The following is a 22,093-nucleotide window of genomic DNA, read 5'->3' as shown; positions in this document are numbered from 1 at the left end:
GTGTGTCAGTACTCGGTGGTTTTTGCTAATGATTTAAAAACCTGGCTGTTCTCCGGGCTGGTGGTGCTTCGCCAGTGGATAACGCCGGGGGTGGTAGCCAGCTCAAACGGCTCGTCGGCGTGCGCGCGATTCAAAATTCGCGCCGCGCGCCAGGCCATCAGGCTGAGCTGGGGTTCGGCAATGCCGAGACGGTGCATCCCGGCATTCACGGCAAACAGGCGGTTACTCTGCGGGCCGTCCCATTCGAGGGTGAAATCGTTGTTGATGCAGAAGGCTTCGTCCGTATCCAGATGCAGGCGGTGAGACAGCGGCGCCAGGAACGCGGGCTGCACGGCGCGATAGCCGGTGGCGAAGATCACAACGTCACTCTCCAGCTGCTCTCGGCCGCCGTCGAGGTGATGCTGTATGCTCAGACGCTGTCCGTTTTCCAGGCGCGTCAGGGACGTCACCGAGCGGGACGGCATCAGGTGCGCCCAGGGTTTTTCGCGCAGCACTTCAAAGCGGTGGTACATGGCGCGGTAAATCGCCAGCAGGGACTCGGTGGTGATCCCGTCGGAGGTCATCTTCTGCTCGTGCAGCATCTGACGACGCGCCTCTTCACCGAGCGTGGAGAAGCTGTCCACGTACTCCGGCGTGAAATACTCGTTAGCAAAGGCGGCTTCATCCAGCGCGTTGTAGTTGTTGCGGCGCGAGACCCAGTTCAGGCTCAGCGGCTGGCCCCATTCGCCACGGAAAATATTCAGGAACAGGTCGGCGCCGCTCTGGCCGCCGCCGACGACGGTAACGCGCTTGCCCGCGAGATCCGGCGTGCGCAGCATCATCTCGCTGGCATGGAAGCAGCTATCGTCCTGCGCCGTGACGCAGTCCGGCAGGTTGATCTGCTTACCGATCCCCACGCAGACGTGGCGCGCCAGGAAGCGATCGCGCTGGGTCACTACCTCAAACAGGCCACGTTGCTCATCAAAGCTCACCTGCTGCACCTGCTGGCTGAAGGCGAGGTTGGTGAGCTTGTCCGCCGCCCAGCACAGGTAGTCGGCAAACTCCTCCCGTGAAACGGTGCGCTGCTCGGTGGTCAGGAAGCGGTAGAATTTTTTACGCTGCACCAGGTAGTTCAGGAAGCTGTGGCGGTTGGTCGGCTCCACGGCGCTGACCAGATCCTTCAGGAAGCTGGTTTGCATGTGGCAGTCCGGCACCATCATCCCCGGGTGCCAGGAAAAGTGCGGTTTGCGCTCAAGAAACAGCGAGCTAAAGCCGTCCAGTCCTTCTGCGAGGGCGGCGATGCTAAGGTTAAACGGGCCGATACCAATGCCGATGAAATCATAGGTTTTCATTGCGCGGACTCCCGGGAGGCCAGAAAAAGAGGGTTATCAAGGTCGGTGACGTAGTTCGGCAGCATGCGGCTGCCGCCGTCGTGTTCGGAGAAGGTCAGTTTGACCGGGTTGAGGATCACGCGAATAATTTGCGGCTTAAACAGGTCGAACGTCGCGAAGCGCTCGGCAAGCTCGGGGTGCGCGGCCATATAGCGGTGCAGAACGCCGGCGAGGATCTGATAGAAACGCGTTTCGCTGACGCCGCTTTGCAGCGTGAGGCGCGAGATAAAGCGCAGCACCGTCACGAAGTTGCCGGTTTGCAGATCGTGGATGATGTAATCCGCGCTCAGGCGCGCCGTGACGGCCTTCACCTGTTCCGGCAGGCTTTCCGCCTGCGGGAAATCTTCATCCACCAGGCGCATATCGCCCTGGAAATCCTTCAGCAGGATGCGCTGCGGGACGTAGTCTTTCATCACCAGCGTCACGTTCTGGCCGTGGGCAATCAGAGCCACGCCGTAGCGGCAGAGCAGGTGGTAGAACGGGATCACCGTTGCCTCAAACAGCTTTTCCAGCCACGCGTCGGCGGTTAACCCCGAGCGCGTGATCCACGCGTCGATCAGCGGACGCCCGGCGTTGTCGGTTTCCATTAGCGCCGCCATCAGCACCGCCTGTTCGCCCTCCTGCAGATAGCAGGACGGGTTCTCGCGCCAGATCACGCCCAGCATCTCCTGATAGCGGTACGGCGCTTTCGGCAGCGCCGCATAGCCCGGATGCGACAGATATCCGGCGGCGGGTTCGCCAAGTACCTGCGCGCCAGAGCGGGCAAGCGTGGCGTCGGTGGCAAACTGCTGCTGCAGCCAGCGCGAGGCCAGCGGCCCGGCGGCAATGTATTTGCCCGGAATACCGCGATAGCAGGAGGTGTTGTAGATCGTCAGCGGAAGCTTAATGTCAAACGGCGCACGACGGCTGGCGTTGGTGAGCGTGCGCAGGGACTGCTGCGCCAGGTACTCATCGCCAAACTCGCCCAGCTCAACCATCTCACCGCGCGCCAGCTGCGGCAGGAAATGAATGGCAATCTTCTGCTGCCACTGCCACGGGTGCAGCGGCACCGGCAGCCAGCTCTCGTCGAGGCCCAGCGCCTGCCAGCGGGCGTCAAAGCGGGCGCGCTCGGCGTTGTCCATGGCGCTCGCCAGCAGGGCGCTGATATCGCAATCGGCGTCGCTGCTCCAGACCAGATGCTCTCGCTGAACGGCAACCCAGTGCAGACGAAAACGTCCGCGGTACTCCGGTGCGTACTGGCGCAGCGCGTCCAGCCCCCAGCCGCGGCGACCTTTGTTGAAAATAAACTTCGGGTGACCGCGCATCAGGCACTGTAATTCGTCCGGATCGAGGTGGATCAGCGCGTCCGCATCCAGCGCGTCACGCGCCTGCAGCAGCTGCATGTCGCCGCGCAGCGTGGCGTAGAGGTCCTCCATGTGCTCTGCCGTTTGCGCGTCGCTCATCTCCAGCACCGTCGCCAGCTGCAGCAGCGCGCTTTCCGCTTCGACGGCATCGCCGCTGGCGGTGGTCAGGCTGTCCGGGTCGATATGCAGCCAGCCCCAGATCCCGCGCGTGGCGCAAAACTGCCAGGACGCGTTGCCCATGGTGATGCGCCAGGCGTCCGACGAAAGCGGCTCGGCGCGCAGGGTGCGCTCGTATTCCAGCTCGGCGAGGATCTTCGCCACCATCTCGCGGTTCACTTTTTCCCAGAGCGCGTTCACAGGCCCACCTCGCTGAAGAAGCGGTGACGCTGGCTCATAATGAGGCGCGAGCGTTTATGCGGGAAGTCGAACTCTTTCACCGTGTCAAAAACGGCAGAGGAAAGGTGACGGAACAGGCGCTGGTTGTCGAAGCGCGGCTCGGCCACGATGCGCGTGGTGCGCGGTTCGTCGAGATACAGATAGTGGCTCAGACCGCGCAGCCAGCTGCGGATGTACTGCGCGCCGCGCCAGTTCTCTTCGCCCACCAGCATGTGCAGCCCGCGGTCAAACGGCTGCCAGCGATAGTGGCGGCCAATGCGGTCTTCCGGTGCCCAGTAGAGTTCAAAATAGCCAAACGGTTGATCGTCGAAGCAGCCGATAACCGGGTAGCAGTAGGTCGAGTCGAGCTGACGGCGCAGGTAGTTTTCCTGCTCGGCCTGCGGGCCCGCCATCTCCCAGAAGGCGTTCACGCGCGGGTTATTCATCCAGCGGGTAAAACGCTCGCCGTCCAGCGCCACGTCGGCCACGCGGAAGCTGAGGGTACGCTTAATTTGCGGATCGTAACGGCGATACACCTCACCCTGCGGGCGGCGAGGGCGCAGCGGGAAGTACAGTTGACGGCTCTCGTCAAACTGCATTCCGCCGCTCGCCTGCGGGCGTTCGCCCTTCAGCCACAGCGGCAGCTGCCAGAAGGCGTCGCGCGCCAGATAATCACCGTGGGCCAGGCCAAACAGCGCCTGCGCCTGGGGTTCATCCTGCCAGTCCGCCCACGGCAACGTAATGCCGGTCAGCGCGGGGGCGGCCACAAACAGCTGATCCAGGGCTTCCACCAGCCAGCCGTCCGGGATCCCCTTCAGACGCTCCAGCACCGCGCTGCCGTCGAGACCCAACGCCAGCGGCAGGGCGCGATCCGTTGCGGTGCAGTGAAAGCCGTAGCCGGAATGGACGATATTCGCGATAGCCATCACGCCTTCTCCTTGTAGAACGGGTTGCTAAAGTCGAAATAGATCACCGCCGGATCGGCGATGGTGTTCTCATTGCGATCGTGCAGGTAGCAGAAGAAGTTGCCTTTGCAGTTCCAGGTCGGGCTGTCGAGCACGTAGTCGAGGCAGCGGGTCTGCTTCGCCGTGCGGCGCAGTGCCGCCAGCGCGTCGCGCACCCGGGACATCAGGCTCTCTTCGCTGTCAAAACCGGCGGCGGCAAGGGCGGCGGTGACGGCAAGGGTAGAGTTCAGCAGCAGGTAGTAAGGGAAGTAGCGCAGCAGCTGGCTCTCGCCAAAGCGGTTTTCCACCTCAGTTTCGCCCGCCTCTTTCAGCCACGCGTCGGCGCCTTCGGTCCACGCGCTGCCCTGGCAGTCGCGGTAGATCAGCCCGACCGGGAAATCCTGCTGCATCTCAACGAGGATATTTTGCTGGTGCGCCAGCAGGACCAGACCGTAGTCCGCCTCGGCGCTGAACAGCGGAAGCAATACGCGGTCGCAGTAGGCGTCCAGCCAGCAGCGGGCGGCCTGGGCGAGCGGGAGATCCAGACGCTGGCTCAGACGGCGCACCGCCGCGGCGAGTAGGCTGTCACCGCCGTCCGGCGCGGCCTGCGTCAGGCTCACCAGCACGTTGGTCTGGGTGTCTGGCGTATCGAACAGCAGATTGACGCGCAGGGCCATCAGGCTCTCTTCCTGAATAGTGCCGCTTTCATCACGCAGTCCCGCCCAGCCGTCTTCCTGCATCACGCGCATGGTCGGGTAGCGCGCCTGTAAATCCTGCCAGCGTTCCGTTTTTGCCAGACGCGCCAGGCGCATGCCGCGCTTCACCTCTTTCACCGACAGCGTCCGCACGGAGTTGGTCAGGCGCACGCTGAGGGAGAACTTAATCATGTCGCTGTTGGTCTCGCTGTACAGCGAGCGGGAGGAGCTGGTGGGCAGCCACTGTGCGCCCGCTTCACCCAGGTCCTGCAGTGAACCGTTTTCCACCAGACGCTGGCACCAGTCCTGCTCCAGCAGATAGTCGGCCTGCCACGGGTGCATCGGCAGCAGCCAGCGGGTGTCGGTAAAGTGGCCGAGCAGCTCGGGCGCGCTCTGGGCCGCAAAGCGCAGCAGACGCTCACGCAGGGAGACGTTCAGGCTGTCGCCGGCAACGAGCGTGCTCTCAACGGCAAACCAGCGCAGCGGGAAGCGGGAGGCGAAATCGGGCAAAAAGCGGCGCGCCTCGGCTTCGTTGAACGGCTCGTGGGACTTCGGTGCCGGGTGAAACGCATGGCCGACCAGCAGCGCCTGTTCCGCTTCGGCAAACGTCAGCGGCTTATCGCGCAGGGTTGCCCAACTGTGGCGTAAATCAATCGCCTGCCAGGTGTGGGCATGGCTTTCGAGAACGCGCTGCTTAAAACGCGCCAGCGTATCGGCATCCAGCGAGCCTTTTACGGACGGTTTTACAAGAATTAAATCAACCAGTTGAGGGAAAGTGACGGCGTCACCCCTGTCGCTGTTGCTCTGAATCAGCGTTGCCGGGAAACGGTACTGATGATGCTGGGTGGGTGAGAAATAGCGTACCGGCACCCGAAGCGCCTGGGTTTGGAAAAGCGGGATATGGATCTCAGATAGCGCATCCGCATCGGAAGCGGGGAGATAGCGCCAGTCCTTCGTTTCACGCAACAGGGCGTTTAAAAAGCACTGGGCTGCAACGTCTGTACCGGCGGCGCGGAGCAGAGCACGCATAGATGTACCTCATTCCATGATTGATAATAATTCTCGTTATGATATTCATTCTGTTTACACTCGCAACCATTTTTGCAATATTTGTTTTCATAAACTTCATAATTTCCACACATTTATTGACACTATGTTCACATTCTCATGCGCGCTGACTCTGAAACCTTGACGGAAAACGTCACTTCAAAAGCTAACTGGCCCCTGGCGCTATCTGCGGGGTTACTGGGCATCGGGCAAAACGGCTTGCTGGTGATGCTCCCGCAGCTGGTCACCCTGACCGGGCTGTCACTCTCTGTCTGGGCCGGGCTGTTGATGTTTGGATCCATGCTCTTTTTACCTGCCTCGCCCTGGTGGGGGCGTCAGAGCGAGCGAAAGGGGTGTAAGTCCGTCATGCTGGCCTCGCTAAGCGGCTATCTGGCGAGTTTCGTCGTGATGGCCCTGGTGGTCTGGGGGATGGCGGCCGGAAGGCTGGATGCGGTCTGGGGGCTGGCGGGGCTTATTTTCTCGCGCCTGCTCTACGGGCTGACGGTCTCGGGGCTGGTGCCTGCGGCCCAGACGTGGGTGATTCAGCGTGCGGGGCTGGAGAAAAGAATGGCGGCGCTGGCGACGATAAGCTCCGGCCTCAGCTGCGGGCGTTTGCTCGGCCCGCCGCTGGCGGCGCTGATGCTCAGCGTTAATCCGGTGGCGCCGCTCTGGCTGATGGCGGTTGCGCCGCTTCTCGCTCTGCTGCTGGTGCTTCGCGAAGTCGCTGACCCGCCGCTGCCGCCGGTAGCCCACCAGGCAACCCGCCTGCAGGCCTCCATGCTGCCGTTCCTGCTGCTGGCGCTGCTGCTGGCGGCGCTGGTGAGCCTGATGCAGATTGGCCTGTCACCGCATCTTAGCCCGTTGCTGGACGGTAACGCCCGGGAGATCAGCCATCATGTCGCGCTCCTGCTGAGCCTGGCCGCGCTGGCCACGCTCGCGGCACAGTTTCTGGTGGTCCGCCCGCAGCATTTCAGCCCGGTGACATTGCTTTGCATCGCGGCGGTGCTGATGGTGGCCGGGCTTGGGCTGATGGCTGTCGCCGGTTTAGCGCTGTTCTACGTGGGGATTGTTATCACGTCACTCGGGGCGGCGATGGCCACGCCGGGCTACCAGCTGCTGCTGAACGATCGGCTAACCACGGGGAAAGGGGCGGGCGTCATCGCCACCAGCCACACGTTAGGCTACGGCGTCAGCGCGCTGATGGTGCCGGTCGTGACGCGCTTTTACGGGGAGCAGTCTTTAACGGTGGCCGCGTGGGGAATGGCATTGCTGTTTTTAGCCCTGAGCATAGGGGTATGGTCAACCGAGCGTACCCCTGCTGAAAAAGCTTAATGAAACTGGCGGGACGAATGCCCGCCGGACGCCTCATTCTGCCGCAGGCGCTGTAGCGGATCCTGCTGATAAAACTGGCAGAAACGTTGCCAGAGGGCCGGGAAACGGGGCGCGAAGAGCTCGGGCGCGCTGAAGAAGTACTCGGAGAGCACCGCAAAGCACTCAGCCGGGTCGGTTGCCGCATAGGCGTCAATGCTGGCCGCGCTTTCGCCCACCAGGTCTATTTCATCCTGGATGTTATCCATCGCCGCGTGCAGGTCGTGCTCCCAGCCCGCGACCTCGCGAAGCGGGATCCGCGGGACGCCGCTGGCGCGATCGCCGTTGCGGGTATCCAGCTTGTGCGCCACTTCATGGATAATCAGATTAAAACCGGAGGCGTCGAACGAGTCCTGAATATCGAGCCAGTTGAGGATAATCGGCCCTTGCTGCCAGCTTTGTCCTGACTGCACCACGCGCTGATTATGCACCAGCCCAATATCGTCCTGCCATTCGTCATCCACCACGAACGGCGCAGGATAGATAAGCACTTCGTGGAAACCGTCCAGCCACTCAATGCCGAGTTCAAGCACCGGCAGACAGAAAAGCAGCGCGATGCGGGCGTTTTTCAGGGGATCGAGTTCAAACCCCTGCAGCGGCACCAGGCGCTTTTGCTGTAAAAAACGATCCGCCAGCTGAACCAGTTTCGATTGTTCATCCGGGTTTAGATTAGCCAGAACAGGGATCGTCAGCGCGTCATCCCATGGCAGCGCCACATCCCGGCCAGCCTCATTCGTTTTCCAGGGCCACTTTATCATCGCTTTGCTCGCAAACTCGTCACTTGAACAAAAATGGGAAAGTCAGATTCGGTTAAGATGCCAGAATATCGCCTGCTGCGACAAATCCAGCCTGAATAAACTATCATTTCGTACGTAGCGGTGGGTAGCGGTTTGCGGGCATCACCTTCATTTTGTGAAGTCTGTCGTAGCCTTTATCCGCAGGTGGGGTGAATAAATCAGTACGGTATTGAAAAGATGAGCGATTTCAAAGGTAACAAGCAGGACCTGCCCAGTCGACTGTGTGTGCACTGCCAGCGGCCCATGACGTGGCGCAAGAAATGGGCGAAATGCTGGAATGAGGTTAAATACTGTTCTGAACGCTGTCGCAGGAGCCACCGTTGACCGAGCTACGTCTGATCCTGGGCGATCAGCTTAATCCGCATCACAGCTGGTTTGATACCTGCAGTCCGAACATCATTTACGTGATGCTGGAACTCCGGGCAGAAACCGCCTATGTGCTTCATCACGCCCAGAAAGTTATCGCTATCTTCGCCGCCATGCGGGCGTTTGCCTCTGCGTTAAAGGAGAAGGGGCATCGGGTGAGGTATGTCCGGCTCTCTGATGATTCAAACCGCGGCGCGCTGGAAGACAATCTCAACGCGCTTGTCGCGCATTACGGCGCGGGCAGAGTGATATGGCAGGAGCCCGACGAATGGCGTCTTGATACGCAGCTGCAGGCGTGGGCGAAGACGGTCTCCGTTGACACGGCCTGCGTCAGCAGCGAGCATTTCTTCACCACTCGGGAACAGGTCAGCGCGTTTTTTGCGTCGCGCAAAAGCTGGCGAATGGAGTATTTTTACCGGGAAATGCGTCGTCGGCACGGCGTCCTGTTAACCTCTGAAGGCGAGCCGGAAGGGGGGAAATGGAATTTCGATGCTGAAAACCGAAAGCGCTGGTCCGGCGAGCCTCCCGCGCCGGGGGACGCGCGTCCCTGCCACGATCGTTCCGCCTTATGGGCGGAGATCCAACGCTGCGGCGTAAAGACCTTCGGCGAACCGCAGGCCGACAATTTCCGCTGGCCGCTCAACCGTTCTGAAGCCAAAGCCAGGCTGGATGAATTTATCACGCACGTGCTCCCGCAGTTTGGAAACTGGCAGGACGCGATGCACACAGAGGAACCTTTTCTTTTCCATTCGTTAATTTCGTTTGCGCTGAATACAAAGATGCTTAATCCGCGGGAAGTGGTTGCCGCCGCCCAGCAGGCGTGGCGTTTGGGCCACGCGCCGCTGCCTGCCGTCGAAGGGTTTATCCGGCAAATTCTCGGCTGGCGGGAGTATGTGCGCGGGATCTACTGGTCGCAGATGCCCGGCTATCGGGAACTGAATGCCTTAGACCAGCACGCCCCGCTGCCGGACTGGTTCTGGACGGGCAAGACGCAGATGCGCTGCCTGGCGCATGCCGTTGGGCAGTCGCTCACCGAGGCTTACGCCCACCATATCCAGCGCCTGATGGTCATTGGAAACTTTAGCCTGCTCAGCGGCCTGTCGCCGCAGGCGGTTCATGAATGGTATCTGGGCGTCTATATTGACGCCTTTGAGTGGGTGGAACTGCCCAATACCCTCGGCATGAGCCAGTTTGGCGATGGCGGGTTGCTGGCCAGTAAACCCTACGTCTCAAGCGCGTCATATATTCATAAGATGAGTAATTACTGTCAGGGGTGCCGGTATCAACACAACCAGCGTACCGGAGAGCAGGCCTGCCCCTTCAATGCCCTTTACTGGGACTTCTTTGCGCGCAATCAGGCGCGTCTCGGTAACAATCCCCGCCTGGGCATTGTCTTTAAACAGCTTGCGGACATGACGGAAGAGGAGCGGCAGGCCATTGCCGACCGCGCCGGGTACGTCCGCCTGCATCTCAACGACCTCTGATCGGCATTTCAACGCCTGGCCGGTTGCGGCAGGTCAATAAGACGCTATTATTTTTGACTTTGTTGCGTATTCCCTGACAGGACATCCAGACGCCATGCCCGTGAATTTTGACCTTAACGATCTTTATGCTTTCAGAGCGTTAGTGGAATACGGTAACTTCCGTGTCGCTGCTGAATCTATCTGCTTATCCCAGTCGGCGCTGAGCCGCAGGATTGAAAAGCTGGAAGCCGCGCTGGGAAACAGGCTGTTCGATCGCACCACCCGCCGCGTGGCGCTGACGCTCTACGGGCAAAACTTTGCCGAGCGCTCTGCGCAGCTGCTCGACAGCGTGGAGTCAATGCTGGCGGATGTCGATAAGGCCAGCGAAGAGCGGACGGGGCTAATCACGGTTGCCGCGGTCCCTTCCGCAGCCTGTTACTTTATGCCCGACGTGATCCGGCGTTTTCAGTCTCGGTATCCGCGCGTTCGCATCAAGCTCATCGACAGCAGCGCGGGGAATGTGATTGACGCCGTGGCCCGCAGCCAGGCGGATTTCGGCATCTGCTTCGCAGGAAACCTGCCGTCTGAAATCGAGTTTTTCCCGCTGGTGGAGGATGTCTACGTCGCGGCGTGCCGAAAGGATCACCCCGTGGCGCAGAAGAGTCACCTGACGTGGCAGGCGTTTTATCAGCAGGATTATATCTCCCTCGATAAAACGTCAGGTAACCGTAACCTGCTCGATCGGATGCTGGGGGATATTATTCCCGGGCGCCCCAGCGTCTGCGAAACGCGTCACGTCACCACGATGCTCGGTATGGTAGAGGCGGGGATTGGCATCGCTGCCGTTCCCGCCATGTCAATGCCGACCTCTGAGCACACGCTGTTGACGCATCTGCCGCTGGTGGCGCCGGAAGTGAAACGCACCGTTGGGCTTATCCGGCGCCGGGGGCGCATCCAGTCTTACATTGCGGCTGAACTGGAAAAGCAGATCACCGAGCAGTATCGCCGGACGTAACGGGGATCATCCCCGTCTTCTCGATGACGGCGCGTGAGGGCGGTGAGGCGAGATAGGTCAACAGCGCTTTCCCCTCGTCAGGGTGTTCAGCGTGACGAGTGACCGCACCCGCGAAGCGCGTGATGTATTGCACATTGTCAGGGATTTTCCCGACAAAGGTGACGCCCTGAACCGGCAGAAGCTCGCTAACCTGCTGGAAACCGACGGCGTATTTTCCTTTAGCCACTTCCGACGCGACCGGAATGCGCTCGACCATTGTCGCTTTATCGGCGACCTCCTTTTCAATGCCCAGCTTTTTGAACAGCCCCTGGCTGACGTACCTGCCGCTGGCGCTGTCAGAGTAGGCGATGGAGCTGGCCTGCAGCAGCGTTTCACGCAGTTTCGCGTCGCTGCTGATGTCCGGTATATCCGCTCCTTTTTTTACCACCATGCCGACGGGAGAGTCCGCAAGTTCCGTTCGCGAACCCGGCCGGGTCTGGCTCGCCTTTTCGAGCTTCTCCAGCGCATCGCCCACCATAATCACCACGTCGGCCTTCTCGCCGCGCGCGAGCCGGTTTGGGATCGCCTGCGGCGTATTGCCCATTGAGGGGCCGGGGATGACCACAATTTTATCCCCGGTCTGGCGTTCATACTCCGGCGCCAGCTTTTCCAGGGCGGCTTTGAAGCCGCCGGAAATCATGACCTTCACGTCCTGCGCGCAGGCGCTCGCGCTCAGGAACATCAGCACCAGCGCGCTGGCGGTATAGCGAGACGTGCGTTTCATGCGGCCCCCTGTGACTTGACGGTATTTTGCAGCGACATCGCACGACGGCGGTAGAGGTAGAGCGTTGCCAGCAGGGCACATACCGCAGCGAAGCTCATCCAGTAGCCCGGCGAGGCTTTGTCACCGGTGTATTCAATCAGCGCGGTGGACATCACCGGGGTAAAGCCACCGAACACCGCCGTTGCCAGGCTGTAAGCCAGAGAGAACCCTGCTACGCGGACTTCAGCAGGCATAATTTCCGTCAGCGCCGGGATCATCGCGCCGTTATAGAGGCCGTAGAGGAAGGAGAGCCACAGCAGCACGCTCAGCATCATCGAGAAGCTGGGCGCGTTCGCCAGCAGCGTCAGGGCCGGGTAGCTGGTCGCCAGCGCCAGCAGGGTCATGGCAATCAGCACCGGCTTGCGGCCAAAACGGTCCGACAGGGCACCGCCCACCGGCAGCCAGATGAAGTTAGAGATCGCCACCAGCAGCGTGACCAGCAGGCTGTCTGACGCGCTCAGCATCAGCACCTTTTTACCAAAGGTGGGCGCATAAACGGTGATCAGATAAAAGGCCGTGGTGGTCATCGCCACCATCAGCATGCCCGCGACCACCACCTGCCAGTTCGCGAGCAGCGTTTTAAAGACCTGGCGCATCTCCAGATGATGGCGGCGCGCGCTGAACTCTTCCGTCTCCTCCAGCTTGCGGCGCAGGAAAAAGATAAACGGCACGATTAAACAGCCGAACAGGAACGGAATGCGCCAGCCCCATTCGCGAATGGCGCTCTCTTCCAGCACCGCGTTCAGCGCAAAGCCCATTGCGGCGGCGACCATAATGGCGACCTGCTGGCTACCGGACTGCCAGCTGGTGTAAAAGCCCTTGCGGCCCGGCGTGGCGATTTCCGCGAGATAGACCGACACGCCCCCAAGCTCCGCGCCGGCGGAAAAGCCCTGTAGCAGACGGCCCGTCAGCACCAGCAGCGGCGCCCAAAGCCCAATACTTTGATAAGACGGGATCAGCACGATCAGGAAGGTGCCTGCCGCCATAATGGAAAGCGTCACTATTAGCCCTTTGCGGCGGCCAACCTTGTCAATATAAGCCCCCAGCACAATGGCGCCGATTGGACGCATCAAAAAGCCCGCGCCGAAGACGGCGAAGGTCATCATCAGCGACGCAAATTCACTGCTCGCCGGGAAGAACGTGTGGGCGATGTAGGTGGCATAGAAGCCGAACAGAAAGAAATCGAATTGCTCAAGAAAGTTGCCGGACGTGACGCGAAGTATCGCGCCCGCCTTCGACCGTACGGTTGCAGGTGAGGTTGAGGAAAACATGGTTATCTCCAGTTTATTGTTGACGTTTTACGCGTCTGTTTCTGAAAACTGGATCAGGATGAGGAATTAGATAAGCGCAAATGCCGCATCGACTGATGCATTTCTTGCATGAATATAATCCGGCGAATAAATACAATTAATGGCAACAATAACTTAACAAAATGTTGGCTTTTTATTCACCATCATTCTGTAAGTCTCTGATATTGCGATTTTGTGATGTAGCGCAGAGGCGCGTTTCAGAATGAGCCGGGTAACCGCGTCGTTACCCGGCGGAGGCCATTTAGCGCAGCGCCCTGGCAATCGCGCTAAACATCAGAGAGGCTTCCAGCGGCTGGGCGCTGAAGGACGGTTCCGCCTGCGGCCAGGTAGACCACTGGACGATGACCAGATTTTCCTTCGGGTTCACCATAATCATCTGCCCGAAAATGCCCAGCGCCCAGAGTGAACCTTTCAGCGAATCCTGGGCCGTCGGCTCTACGCCCGTGGCGTTGGCGGGCACTTCGTTGTTCCACCACTGATAGCCGTAAAGCCCTTCGGGATGGGCGTCAGAGACCGAGCCTTTGGCCTTCGTCCAGTCTGACGACTGCCGAATCCAGTTTTCCGGCAGGATGGTCTTACCGTTCGGCAGCGTACCGTTGTTCAGGATAAATTGCCCGAAGCGTCCCCAGTCCTCCAGCGTGGCGTTAAAGCCGTGCGCGCCGACGTCGTGCTGGCCTTTGCTGTAGGCATGCCACACGCCGTCGCTCGCCATGCCGTAAGGCTGCCAGATGCTTTTCTCCAGATAGGCCGCAAGAGTCATGCCGGTGGCCCGCTCCAGCACGTCACCCAGCAGCCAGGCGCCGCCCGAAGAGTAAGACCAGCTCTCTCCGGCCGGGTGCGCCCTGCGCAGCCCCTTCACCAGCTTGCGCACGCAGTCATAGGTACCCGGCTTCGCCTCGCACTCGGTGAGCTGCGCGAAGTCGGATTTAGGGTTGGTGTAATCCTCGTTCCAGGCCACGCCGGAGGTATGGGTGATCAGCTGCTTAAGCGTCACGCCGTCCCACGCGGTGCCTTTCAGGTCGGGTTCATACCGCGTGACCAGGTCGTCGAGCGAGTGAATTTTTCCCTCTTTGAGGGCCACGCCCACCAGCGCCGATACCACCGATTTCCCAACCGAGCGCGAGGTCCAGAGCGTCGAGTCGGTATTGCCCTCTCCAAGATACTTCCAGACGATTTTGCCGTCCTTCAGCACCAGCATGCCGCTGACGTTCTGCCGCTGGAGGTAGTCCTTAAGGCCGTAGCGCCTGCCGTTGACCTGATAGTGTGCGTCCGTGAGCGGCTTGTCCGACATTTCCAGCGGCACAGCGTTACCGTGGTGGAAAACATCCCCGGTGTAGTTGCGGTAGTCATTGCGAAAGCCCACCACGCGATCGGCCTGACTCCAGGTAAGCATCTTATGGGTGTCAGGCAGCGTGGTGTCGAAGGGGGCAGGGCAGGCGCTGAGGTCGGTGCCTTTACAGGCCGCCACTGCCGCAGGGGAGAGCAGGGTGCTGAAGACAAGGCCCGCCAGCAGGGCATGGTTTACTTTTCTGTTTTTCATATCCGTCTCTTACAGGTTAAGAACGGCTTCAGTTTAAAAACCCTGGGGCTATAATAAAAAACGCGTAGTGGGGGAAAATCCCCCTAAAAAACAGAGGGAGCGTAGCGTGGCGGGACTGATTTACTCTTTTGCACAGCTCGAGGCTTTTACCGCCGTGGCCGAGAATGGGAGCCTCAGTAAAGCCGCGGTGGCGCTGAAGAAGGACCGCACGACGCTTCGCGATCTGGTTGATTTTCTTGAGGATGGGTTGGGCTACGCGCTGTTTATTCGCGACGGCCGCACCCTGCGGCTCACGCCCGAAGGGGAACAGCTTCAGCGCCAGGCGCACCTCCTGATGCGGCAGGTAAAAGCCTTTGAGGCGTTTGCCAGAGAGGTGCCGCACGGTGCCACGCAGGACCTGACGCTGGTCTACGATCCTTTTACGCCCAGAGCCTTTCTGCACGGGGTGATTGCTGAAATGGCGGTGCGAAAAATCCGCCTGAGCCTTATCTGCGCCTCGCGGGATGAATCGGAACGGCTGCTGGCGAATAACGACGCGGATCTGGCCATCTGCCAGGCGCGCAACCGCAGCGTGGGCAACGACATGGAGTGGCGTGCCCTGGGGGCCATCGAGATGGATTTTTATGCCGCCAGCTGGCTGTTTGCGGACAGTGCTTCCCCTCTGTCGCTGCTCGATCTCTCCCTGGTACCTCAGCTCGTCATGCACCCCGCCTCGGACGAGCCGGTGGCGCGCCGCCTGCAGATTTCGGGGCATACCCTCTTTACCAATGAGCCGGAGATGCTGCGCGGTCTGCTGGAGCGCGGCTGCGGCTGGGGATTCTTACCGACGCATTTTCACGCCGGGCAGTGGCAAAACGTAAAAAGGCTGCACACCGAAGTGGGCAGCCAGGGGATTGGTCAGACGATGGTCACCATCTGGAAGCCGGGGAGCGACAAGCGCAGCACAATCGCTGAAACGCTGTCGCTCTTGCCGGACGTATGGAAGCAATCAGCGCTGTGAACAGCCTTTACACTGCGGGTTCTGGATCTGCTGGAAGAAATCGTTGCCTTTGTCATCCACCAGGATAAACGCCGGGAAGTTCTCGACCTCGATCTTCCAGATAGCTTCCATGCCTAGCTCAGGATACGCCACGCACTCCAGGCTCTTGATGCTGTTTTGCGCCAGCACCGCCGCTGGGCCGCCGATGCTGCCCAGGTAGAAGCCGCCGTGCTTATGGCAGGCGTCCGTCACCTGCTGGCTGCGGTTGCCTTTCGCCAGCATGATCATGCTCGCGCCGTGGGACTGCAGTAGGTCTACGTACGAATCCATGCGCCCTGCCGTGGTTGGGCCGAGTGAGCCAGACGCGTAGCCTTCCGGCGTTTTGGCCGGGCCTGCGTAGTAGATCGGGTGATCTTTGACGTACTGCGGCAGTTCCTCACCGTTGTCGATTAGCTCTTTCAGCTTCGCGTGGGCGATGTCGCGCGCCACGATGATGGTCCCGTTCAGCGACAGGCGGGTAGAGACCGGGTGCGCGGAAAGCTGCGCCAGGATCTCATTCATCGGCTTGTTCAGATCGATGCTGACCACATCGCCTTCGCCCTGCTGGCGCAGTGATTCAGGAATGTACTGGCCCGGGTTGTGCTCCAGCTTCTCAATCCAGATCCCGTCGTGGTTGATTTTCGCTTTGATGTTGCGGTCCGCGGAGCAGGAGACCCCCATGCCGATAGGGCAGGAGGCGCCGTGGCGCGGCAGGCGGATCACGCGGATGTCGTGAGCGAAGTATTTACCGCCAAACTGCGCGCCGAGGCCGAGGTTCTGGGCTTCCTGGAGCAGCTCCTGTTCGAGCTGAACGTCGCGGAACGCCTGGCCGTGTTCGTTGCCTTCCGTTGGCAGCGCGTCGTAGTAGCGCGTGGAAGCCAGCTTCACGGTTTTCAGCGTAGCTTCCGCCGAGGTTCCGCCGATAACAAAGGCAATGTGGTACGGCGGGCAGGCTGCCGTCCCCAGGGTACGCATCTTCTCAACCAGGTAATTTTTCAGCTTAGCCGGGGTGATCAGCGCTTTGGTTTCCTGGTAGAGATAGGTTTTGTTGGCAGAGCCACCGCCTTTCGCCATGCACAGGAATTTATATTCATCGCCGTCCACGCTGTAGAGATCGATCTGCGCGGGCAGGTTGGTGCCGGTGTTCACCTCTTTATACATATCCAGCGCCGCGTTCTGGGAGTAGCGCAGGTTGTCTTCAATGTAGGTGTTATACACGCCCTGGCTCAGGGCCGCTTCGTCACCGCCGCCGGTCCAGACGCGCTGGCCTTTTTTACCCATGATGATCGCGGTGCCGGTATCCTGGCAGGTCGGCAGCACGCCTTTGGCCGCGATTTCGGAGTTGCGCAGGAACTGCAGGGCAACGTACTTATCGTTCTGGCTGGCTTCCGGGTCGTTGAGGATGGCGGCAACCTGCTGCTGATGGGAAGGACGCAGCATAAACGCAGCATCGTGGAAGGCCTGCTGCGCCAGCAGGGTCAGCGCTTCCGGCTCCACTTTCAGCACTTCCTGGCCTTCGAACTCGGCAACGGAAACATGCTCTTTGGTCAGCAGATAGTATTCGGTGTCGTCGTGCGCCAGTGGGAAGGGGTTTTGATAAAAAAACGGTTTGTTTGACATAGCTTGCTCCAAAAAAATAAAACCGCCGGAGGAGAAGTCCGGCGGTCAGGAATCAGAACATCATGGACATCCACGGATAGCCAATCAGCAGCAGGGCCGCCAGGAAGATGGCACCGAAGATGGTGCCGAGGCGCCAGTAGTCTTTGGTTGGCAGGTAGCCGCTACCGTAGTAGATCGGGCTTGGGCCAGTGCCGTACGGGGTGATGATCCCCATCACGCCCAGCGAGGTCACCATCAGCAGAACAAACACTTCCATATTCATGCCCGGGATGGTGGAGGCGATGGTCAGCATCGCTGGCAGCAGCGCCGTGGTGTGCGCGGTGGTGCTGGCAAACAGGTAGTGCAGCAGGTAGAACGCCAGCAGCAGGACGATGGTCGCTACGCCCGGAGAGATACCGCTCATCAGCAAACCGCCTTCTTTACCTAACCAGCTGATAAAGCCGGTAGAGGAGAGACCATCCGCCAACGCAACAAGGGTGGCAAACCAGACGAAGGTGTTCCACGCGGCTTTATTACCGGTGATGTCGTTCCACTCCAGCACGCCGGTCCACAGCATCAGGCCGACGATGAGCAGGGCAGCCATAGCCGGTTCAATCCACGCGGCGGCAAAGATCCACATCAGCAGCGCACAGCACACGAACACCAGCAGCAGGATTTCATTGCGGGACAGTTTGCCCAGTTTTTCCAGCTCACGGGTCGCCCACAGCGGCACTTCGTTGTTTACCTTCACTTCTGGTGGGTAGAACCAGTAGGCCAGCAGCGGCATGGTCAGAATCAGCAGGATACCCAGCGGCAGGAAGGCGAGGAACCAGGTCCCCCAGGAGATATCGATTCCAACCGTACTTTTCACCAGCGCCAGGGCCAGCAGGTTCGGCGCAAGTGCGGAGAGGAACATTGAGCTGGTGATACAGGCCGCGGTGATCGCCACCCACATCAGATACGAACCAATCTTACGCGCGCTTGGGTCGTTCGGTTTTGAACCGTACAGCGGCGGCAGGTTAGCGATGATCGGGTAGATGGTCCCGCCGCTGCGCGCGGTGTTGGACGGGGTGAACGGTGCCAGCAGCAGGTCAGCAAACGTAATCGCGTAACCGAGCGTCAGGCTGCGACGGCCGAGGTATTTCACCAGAATCAGCGCCAGACGGCGGCCGAAGCGGGTTTTGTCATAGCCTGCGGCGAACATAAAGGCACCGAAAATTAGCCAGACGGTAGAGTTACCAAACCCGCTCACCGCCCATTTAAAGGAGGCGCCCGCCAGCTTGAATTTCGGATCAGCCAGCTGTTCAGGGCTGAACAGCACCCACTGGCTGCACAGCGCAATGGCGACCACGCCGGTGAGACCGATCACCGCGCCCGGCAGCGGTTCGAAGATCAAACCGACGATCACGCCAACGAAGATAGCGAAATAGTGCCACGCGTAAGGAGGCAGGCCTTCCGGTACCGGAACAAACAGCAGCAGTACGGCGACGATGACGGGCAGTGCCATCATCAGCAGACGTTTTGCGTTTCCATTTGATGCCTGGTTCGCCACAGGGGGCGTTACAGCAGTTTTTGTATTCATAGTTTCACGTCTTAAGTTGTCAAAGATTCGGTCGTACTGAAAAACAAAATCACTTTCTTAAGTTTCTTTGCTTTTTTTAGTTATTAAAGGTGCGATTTTGTATTTTCAGTAATAGCAATTTAACGCTTTTATGGAGGCGCTAAATTAAAAATTGATGATGTTTTTATATTGCGCTTTTGGATGCCATAACTATTGATCGCGATCAAAAAAATAGAATTGCAGCGTTATTTTTATGCTTTTATTAATAACCACTCTGGCGTATGTGGGTATTCCCTTTTTTATTGGTTTATTTTATCATTTTTGTAACATTTTTATTTTCTGTGATTTTATATGTGTTTGTTTTGTTGGGTGTTTTTAGTTAGTTGGGGAAGTGGTTTTACCAATCATTATTTAACGAATTTTAAATTATTGTGAATGGCTAAATGACATTCGCTAACACCAATGTGTTAATTGTGTTATTGCAGGGATTAAATAGTTTTTTAACTAACGTAATAAATTTAGAAACTAAAAAAATCATTATATTAATATCATGACATCGGCAAATAACGACGAACTAAAAAATTAATCCGATAACGAATTCTTAATTTTAAAAAGTTTGGAGTTTCAATTATGAGCACTAACGAACGTATTCTTAGCCCCTTCACATTACCGAATGGCACTGAACTGAAAAACCGTTTGTTAATGGCCCCTATGACCACCTGCACCGGCTATTACGACGGCACCGTCACCAGCGAACTGGTGGAGTACTATCGTGCCCGTTCCGGAAGCATCGGCACCATTATTGTGGAGTGCTGCTTCGTCGACGATCTCGGTCTCGCCTTCCCGGGCGCGATCGGGATTGATAATGACGAGAAAATTGCCGGGCTGGCGAAAATCGCGGAGGCGATCAAATCCAAAGGATCTAAAGCCCTGCTGCAGATCTACCACGGCGGCCGCATGGTCGACCCGAAACTGATCGGTGGCCGTACGCCGGTTGGCCCAAGCGCTGTTGCCGCGCCGCGTGAGGGCGCAGCAACGCCGGTGGCACTGACTGGCGAAGAAGTCGAAGGCATGATCGGCAAGTTTGGTGAAGCGGTGCGCCGCGCCATCCAGGCCGGCTTCGACGGCGTGGAAATCCACGGGGCAAACACCTATCTGATTCAGCAGTTCTATTCGCCAAACTCTAACCAGCGCGATGACGAGTGGGGCGGCAGCCGCGACAACCGCGCGAAGTTCCCGCTGGCAGTACTGGATATCACCCACAAAATGGTGCGCCAGTACGCGGACGACGCCTTTATTATTGGCTACCGCTTCTCTCCTGAAGAGCTTGAAGTGCCGGGCATCCGCTTTGAAGACACCATGTACCTGCTGGAAAAACTGGCGGCTCGCGGCGTGGACTACCTCCACTTCTCCGTCGGCGCGACCCTGCGTCCTTCCATTGTTGACACCCAGGACCCGACGCCGCTGATCGAAAAATACTGCGCGATGCGTTCTGAAACGCTGGCTCAGGTACCGGTGATGGGCGTGGGCGGCGTGGTGAATGCCGCCGATGCCAATGAAGCGCTGGACCACGGTTACGACCTGATTGCCGTTGGCCGTGCCACCATCGCTTACCCGGACTGGACCGACCGCATCGCGGCCGGGGAAAACCTGGAGCTGTTTATGGACAGCACCCAGCGCGAGGCGCTGAACATTCCTGAGCCGCTGTGGCGCTTCTCGCTGGTGGAAGCGATGATCCGCGACATGAGCATGGGCGAATCGAAATTCAAACCGGGCATGTTTACTGAGAAGGTGCAGGACGACGCGAACGAGCTGGTGATTAACGTCAGTCTGGAAACTGACCGCATTGCAGACATCGAGCTGGCCTCTGGCCCGAGCGAAGACGTTGAGTTTGTCACCAGCTTTGAAGAGATCCGCACCCGCATTCTGGATGCCAACACCCCGCACGTGGATGCCATCACCGGCGCAACCAGCCAGAGCGAGGCGGTGAAGAAAGCGGTCTCTAAAGCGATGCTGAAATCCAGCAAAGCGCTGGCCGCGGAAGAGGGCGTTGACCCGAACGAAACCCGCAGCGTGGACGTGGTGGTTGTCGGCAGCGGCGGCGCCGGTCTGGCGGCGGCGATTCAGGCGCACGACGAAGGCGCGAGCGTGCTGATTGTTGAGAAAATGCCAACCATCGGTGGCAACACCATTAAAGCCTCTGCCGGGATGAACGCCGCAGAAACCCGCTTCCAGCGCGTGAAGGGCATTCAGGACAGCAAAGAGCTGTTCTACCAGGAAAGCCTGAAAGGTGGCGGCAACAAGAACAACCCGGAACTGCTGCACCGCTTCGTTGAGAACGCGCCGCAGGCGATTGAATGGCTGGCAACCCGCGGCATCATGCTGAACGACATCACCACCACCGGCGGGATGAGCATTGACCGTACCCACCGTCCAAAAGACGGCTCAGCGGTCGGCGGCTACCTGATCAGCGGCCTGGTGCGTAACGTCAACAAACGCAACATCGAGGTGATGCTGGATACCTCTGTCAGCGACATCATCTTCGAAAACGGCGAAGTGACCGGCGTGCGCCTGACCACCGAAGAGAACGAAACCCTCACCGTGGCAGCGAAAAGCGTGATTGTCGCCACCGGCGGCTTCAGCGCTAACAGCCAGATGGTGGTGAAATACCGCCCTGACCTGGAAGGGTTCGTTACCACCAACCATAAAGGGGCGACCGGCGGCGGCATCGCGCTGCTGGAGCGTATCGGGGCAGGTACCGTGGATATGGGGGAAATTCAAATTCACCCAACCGTGGAACAGAAAACCTCATACCTGATTTCCGAATCCATCCGCGGCGGCGGGGCGATTCTGGTCAATCAGAAAGGGGAACGCTTCTACAACGAAATGTCGACCCGCGATAAAGTCTCGGCGTCAATCATCGCCCTGCCGGAGAAATACGCGTACATCGTCTTTGACGAGCATGTACGCGCCAAAAACAAAGCCGCGGATGAGTACATCGCTAAAGGCTTCGTGACCAGCGCCAGCTCGCCAAAAGCGCTGGCGGAAGCGCTCGGCATGGATTACCACGCTTTCCTGGCGACCCTGGAACGTTACAACGGTTTCGTTGAAAAACAGCACGATGACGACTTCGGACGTACCACCGCGCTGCGTGCGCCAATCAATGAAGGGCCATTCTACGCCATTCAGATTGCACCGGGGGTGCACCACACCATGGGCGGCGTGACCATCAACACCGAAACCTGCGTGTTGGACAGCAACCACAACGTGCTGCCAGGTGCGTTTGCGGCCGGTGAAGTGGTCGGCGGGATCCACGGCGGCAACCGTATCGGCGGTAACGCAGTGGCAGATATCATCATTTTTGGTACCCTTGCAGGACATCAGGCGGCTCTGCGTTCGAAAAAGATGTAAGGCACCTGCTTCCCAGGCCGGATACGCACAGCGCTATCCGGCATTTTCCCCGGCGGCGCGGAGCTTGCC

General features: G+C 59.1%; 16 protein-coding genes. 6 read left to right on the top strand and 10 right to left on the bottom strand.

The features are described from left to right. Positions 1-5: 5 nt before the first annotated feature. Genes L362_RS12490 through L362_RS12505 form a run of 4 tightly spaced genes read right to left on the bottom strand, consistent with a single transcriptional unit; the run spans position 6 to position 5,756 of the window. Entirely contained in the window at positions 6-1,331 is a 1,326-nt protein-coding gene (locus L362_RS12490) for a lysine N(6)-hydroxylase/L-ornithine N(5)-oxygenase family protein (protein WP_023344469.1), read from the bottom strand. Continuing rightward, positions 1,328-3,070 carry an IucA/IucC family protein gene (iucC, locus tag L362_RS12495; RefSeq protein WP_023344468.1) on the bottom strand — a complete coding sequence of 581 codons (1,743 nt, stop codon included), beginning with the start codon at positions 3,068-3,070 and terminating at the stop codon, positions 1,328-1,330. The genes L362_RS12490 and iucC overlap by 4 nt, the downstream gene beginning before the upstream one ends. Continuing rightward, positions 3,067-4,014, bottom strand: a complete 948-nt coding sequence (locus L362_RS12500) for a GNAT family N-acetyltransferase (RefSeq protein ID WP_023344467.1) — start codon at positions 4,012-4,014, stop codon at positions 3,067-3,069. The genes iucC and L362_RS12500 overlap by 4 nt, the downstream gene beginning before the upstream one ends. Next, a complete protein-coding gene (locus L362_RS12505) occupies positions 4,014-5,756 on the bottom strand; it encodes an IucA/IucC family protein (protein ID WP_023344466.1) in 1,743 nt (580 codons plus the stop codon). Before L362_RS12505 ends, L362_RS12500 begins: the two co-directional genes overlap by 1 nt. A 138-nt stretch (positions 5,757-5,894) precedes the next feature. Here L362_RS12505 and L362_RS12510 point away from each other — a divergent pair, with 138 nt between their 5' ends. Beyond that, positions 5,895-7,106: an MFS transporter gene (locus tag L362_RS12510; RefSeq protein WP_023344465.1), complete on the top strand. Its 1,212-nt coding sequence runs from the start codon at positions 5,895-5,897 to the stop codon at positions 7,104-7,106. On the opposite strand, the gene mtfA is transcribed toward L362_RS12510, so the two are convergent. Next, positions 7,103-7,900: a DgsA anti-repressor MtfA gene (gene mtfA, locus L362_RS12515; protein ID WP_008499488.1), complete on the bottom strand. Its 798-nt coding sequence runs from the start codon at positions 7,898-7,900 to the stop codon at positions 7,103-7,105. The two genes, L362_RS12510 and mtfA, sit on opposite strands and share 4 nt — an antisense overlap. A 216-nt stretch (positions 7,901-8,116) precedes the next feature. Between mtfA and L362_RS23880 the strand changes: the two genes are divergently transcribed. The 3 genes from L362_RS23880 (at position 8,117) to L362_RS12525 (ending at position 10,783) form a co-directional block, all read left to right on the top strand. Continuing rightward, positions 8,117-8,263 carry a DUF2256 domain-containing protein gene (locus L362_RS23880; protein WP_071530926.1) on the top strand — a complete coding sequence of 49 codons (147 nt, stop codon included), beginning with the start codon at positions 8,117-8,119 and terminating at the stop codon, positions 8,261-8,263. Then, positions 8,260-9,789: a cryptochrome/photolyase family protein gene (locus tag L362_RS12520; RefSeq protein ID WP_023344464.1), complete on the top strand. Its 1,530-nt coding sequence runs from the start codon at positions 8,260-8,262 to the stop codon at positions 9,787-9,789. Before L362_RS23880 ends, L362_RS12520 begins: the two co-directional genes overlap by 4 nt. A 94-nt stretch (positions 9,790-9,883) precedes the next feature. Next, positions 9,884-10,783: an L-proline-binding transcription factor PsrA gene (locus tag L362_RS12525; RefSeq protein ID WP_023344463.1), complete on the top strand. Its 900-nt coding sequence runs from the start codon at positions 9,884-9,886 to the stop codon at positions 10,781-10,783. On the opposite strand, the gene L362_RS12530 is transcribed toward L362_RS12525, so the two are convergent. The 3 genes from L362_RS12530 to L362_RS12540 form a co-directional block, all read right to left on the bottom strand. Then, entirely contained in the window at positions 10,758-11,546 is a 789-nt protein-coding gene (locus L362_RS12530; protein ID WP_023344462.1) for a substrate-binding domain-containing protein, read from the bottom strand. The two genes, L362_RS12525 and L362_RS12530, sit on opposite strands and share 26 nt — an antisense overlap. Continuing rightward, a complete protein-coding gene (locus L362_RS12535; RefSeq protein ID WP_008500288.1) occupies positions 11,543-12,856 on the bottom strand; it encodes an MFS transporter in 1,314 nt (437 codons plus the stop codon). Before L362_RS12535 ends, L362_RS12530 begins: the two co-directional genes overlap by 4 nt. 280 nt (positions 12,857-13,136) lie before the next feature. Beyond that, positions 13,137-14,435, bottom strand: coding sequence for a serine hydrolase domain-containing protein (locus L362_RS12540; protein ID WP_023344461.1), 1,299 nt, complete (start codon positions 14,433-14,435; stop codon positions 13,137-13,139). A gap of 106 nt (positions 14,436-14,541) precedes the next feature. Between L362_RS12540 and L362_RS12545 the strand changes: the two genes are divergently transcribed. Continuing rightward, positions 14,542-15,435: a LysR family transcriptional regulator gene (locus L362_RS12545; protein ID WP_023344460.1), complete on the top strand. Its 894-nt coding sequence runs from the start codon at positions 14,542-14,544 to the stop codon at positions 15,433-15,435. Here L362_RS12545 and fumA read toward each other — a convergent pair. Both fumA and L362_RS12555 read right to left on the bottom strand, forming a co-directional pair. Beyond that, positions 15,424-17,073 (bottom strand): class I fumarate hydratase FumA, encoded by a 1,650-nt coding sequence (fumA, locus tag L362_RS12550; protein ID WP_023344459.1) that lies wholly within the window; start codon positions 17,071-17,073, stop codon positions 15,424-15,426. The genes L362_RS12545 and fumA overlap by 12 nt on opposite strands. A gap of 52 nt (positions 17,074-17,125) precedes the next feature. Beyond that, a complete protein-coding gene (locus L362_RS12555; RefSeq protein WP_023325580.1) occupies positions 17,126-18,634 on the bottom strand; it encodes an anion permease in 1,509 nt (502 codons plus the stop codon). 609 nt (positions 18,635-19,243) lie between these two features. Here L362_RS12555 and L362_RS12560 point away from each other — a divergent pair. Next, complete coding sequence (locus tag L362_RS12560; RefSeq protein WP_023293866.1) at positions 19,244-22,024, top strand: flavocytochrome c; 2,781 nt, start codon at positions 19,244-19,246, stop codon at positions 22,022-22,024. Positions 22,025-22,093 lie beyond the last annotated feature (69 nt).

Source organism: Enterobacter sp. MGH 16, assembly GCF_000493175.1.
Taxonomy (GTDB): Bacteria; Pseudomonadota; Gammaproteobacteria; order Enterobacterales; family Enterobacteriaceae; genus Enterobacter; species Enterobacter roggenkampii.
This window is presented reverse-complemented; position numbering and strand designations above follow the sequence as displayed.

Excerpts from the sequence above, each read along its gene's own strand:
- L362_RS12490 (WP_023344469.1), bottom strand. The coding sequence starts at position 1,331 with ATGAAAACCTATGATTTCATCGGCATTGGTATCGGCCCGTTTAACCTT.
- L362_RS12500 (WP_023344467.1), bottom strand. The coding sequence starts at position 4,014 with ATGGCTATCGCGAATATCGTCCATTCCGGCTACGGCTTTCACTGCACC.
- L362_RS12505 (WP_023344466.1), bottom strand. The coding sequence starts at position 5,756 with ATGCGTGCTCTGCTCCGCGCCGCCGGTACAGACGTTGCAGCCCAGTGC.
- L362_RS12510 (WP_023344465.1), top strand. The coding sequence starts at position 5,895 with ATGCGCGCTGACTCTGAAACCTTGACGGAAAACGTCACTTCAAAAGCT.
- mtfA (WP_008499488.1), bottom strand. The coding sequence starts at position 7,900 with ATGATAAAGTGGCCCTGGAAAACGAATGAGGCTGGCCGGGATGTGGCG.
- L362_RS23880 (WP_071530926.1), top strand. The coding sequence starts at position 8,117 with ATGAGCGATTTCAAAGGTAACAAGCAGGACCTGCCCAGTCGACTGTGT.
- L362_RS12525 (WP_023344463.1), top strand. The coding sequence starts at position 9,884 with ATGCCCGTGAATTTTGACCTTAACGATCTTTATGCTTTCAGAGCGTTA.
- L362_RS12530 (WP_023344462.1), bottom strand. The coding sequence starts at position 11,546 with ATGAAACGCACGTCTCGCTATACCGCCAGCGCGCTGGTGCTGATGTTC.
- L362_RS12535 (WP_008500288.1), bottom strand. The coding sequence starts at position 12,856 with ATGTTTTCCTCAACCTCACCTGCAACCGTACGGTCGAAGGCGGGCGCG.
- L362_RS12540 (WP_023344461.1), bottom strand. The coding sequence starts at position 14,435 with ATGAAAAACAGAAAAGTAAACCATGCCCTGCTGGCGGGCCTTGTCTTC.
- fumA (WP_023344459.1), bottom strand. The coding sequence starts at position 17,073 with ATGTCAAACAAACCGTTTTTTTATCAAAACCCCTTCCCACTGGCGCAC.
- L362_RS12555 (WP_023325580.1), bottom strand. The coding sequence starts at position 18,634 with ATGAATACAAAAACTGCTGTAACGCCCCCTGTGGCGAACCAGGCATCA.
- L362_RS12560 (WP_023293866.1), top strand. The coding sequence starts at position 19,244 with ATGAGCACTAACGAACGTATTCTTAGCCCCTTCACATTACCGAATGGC.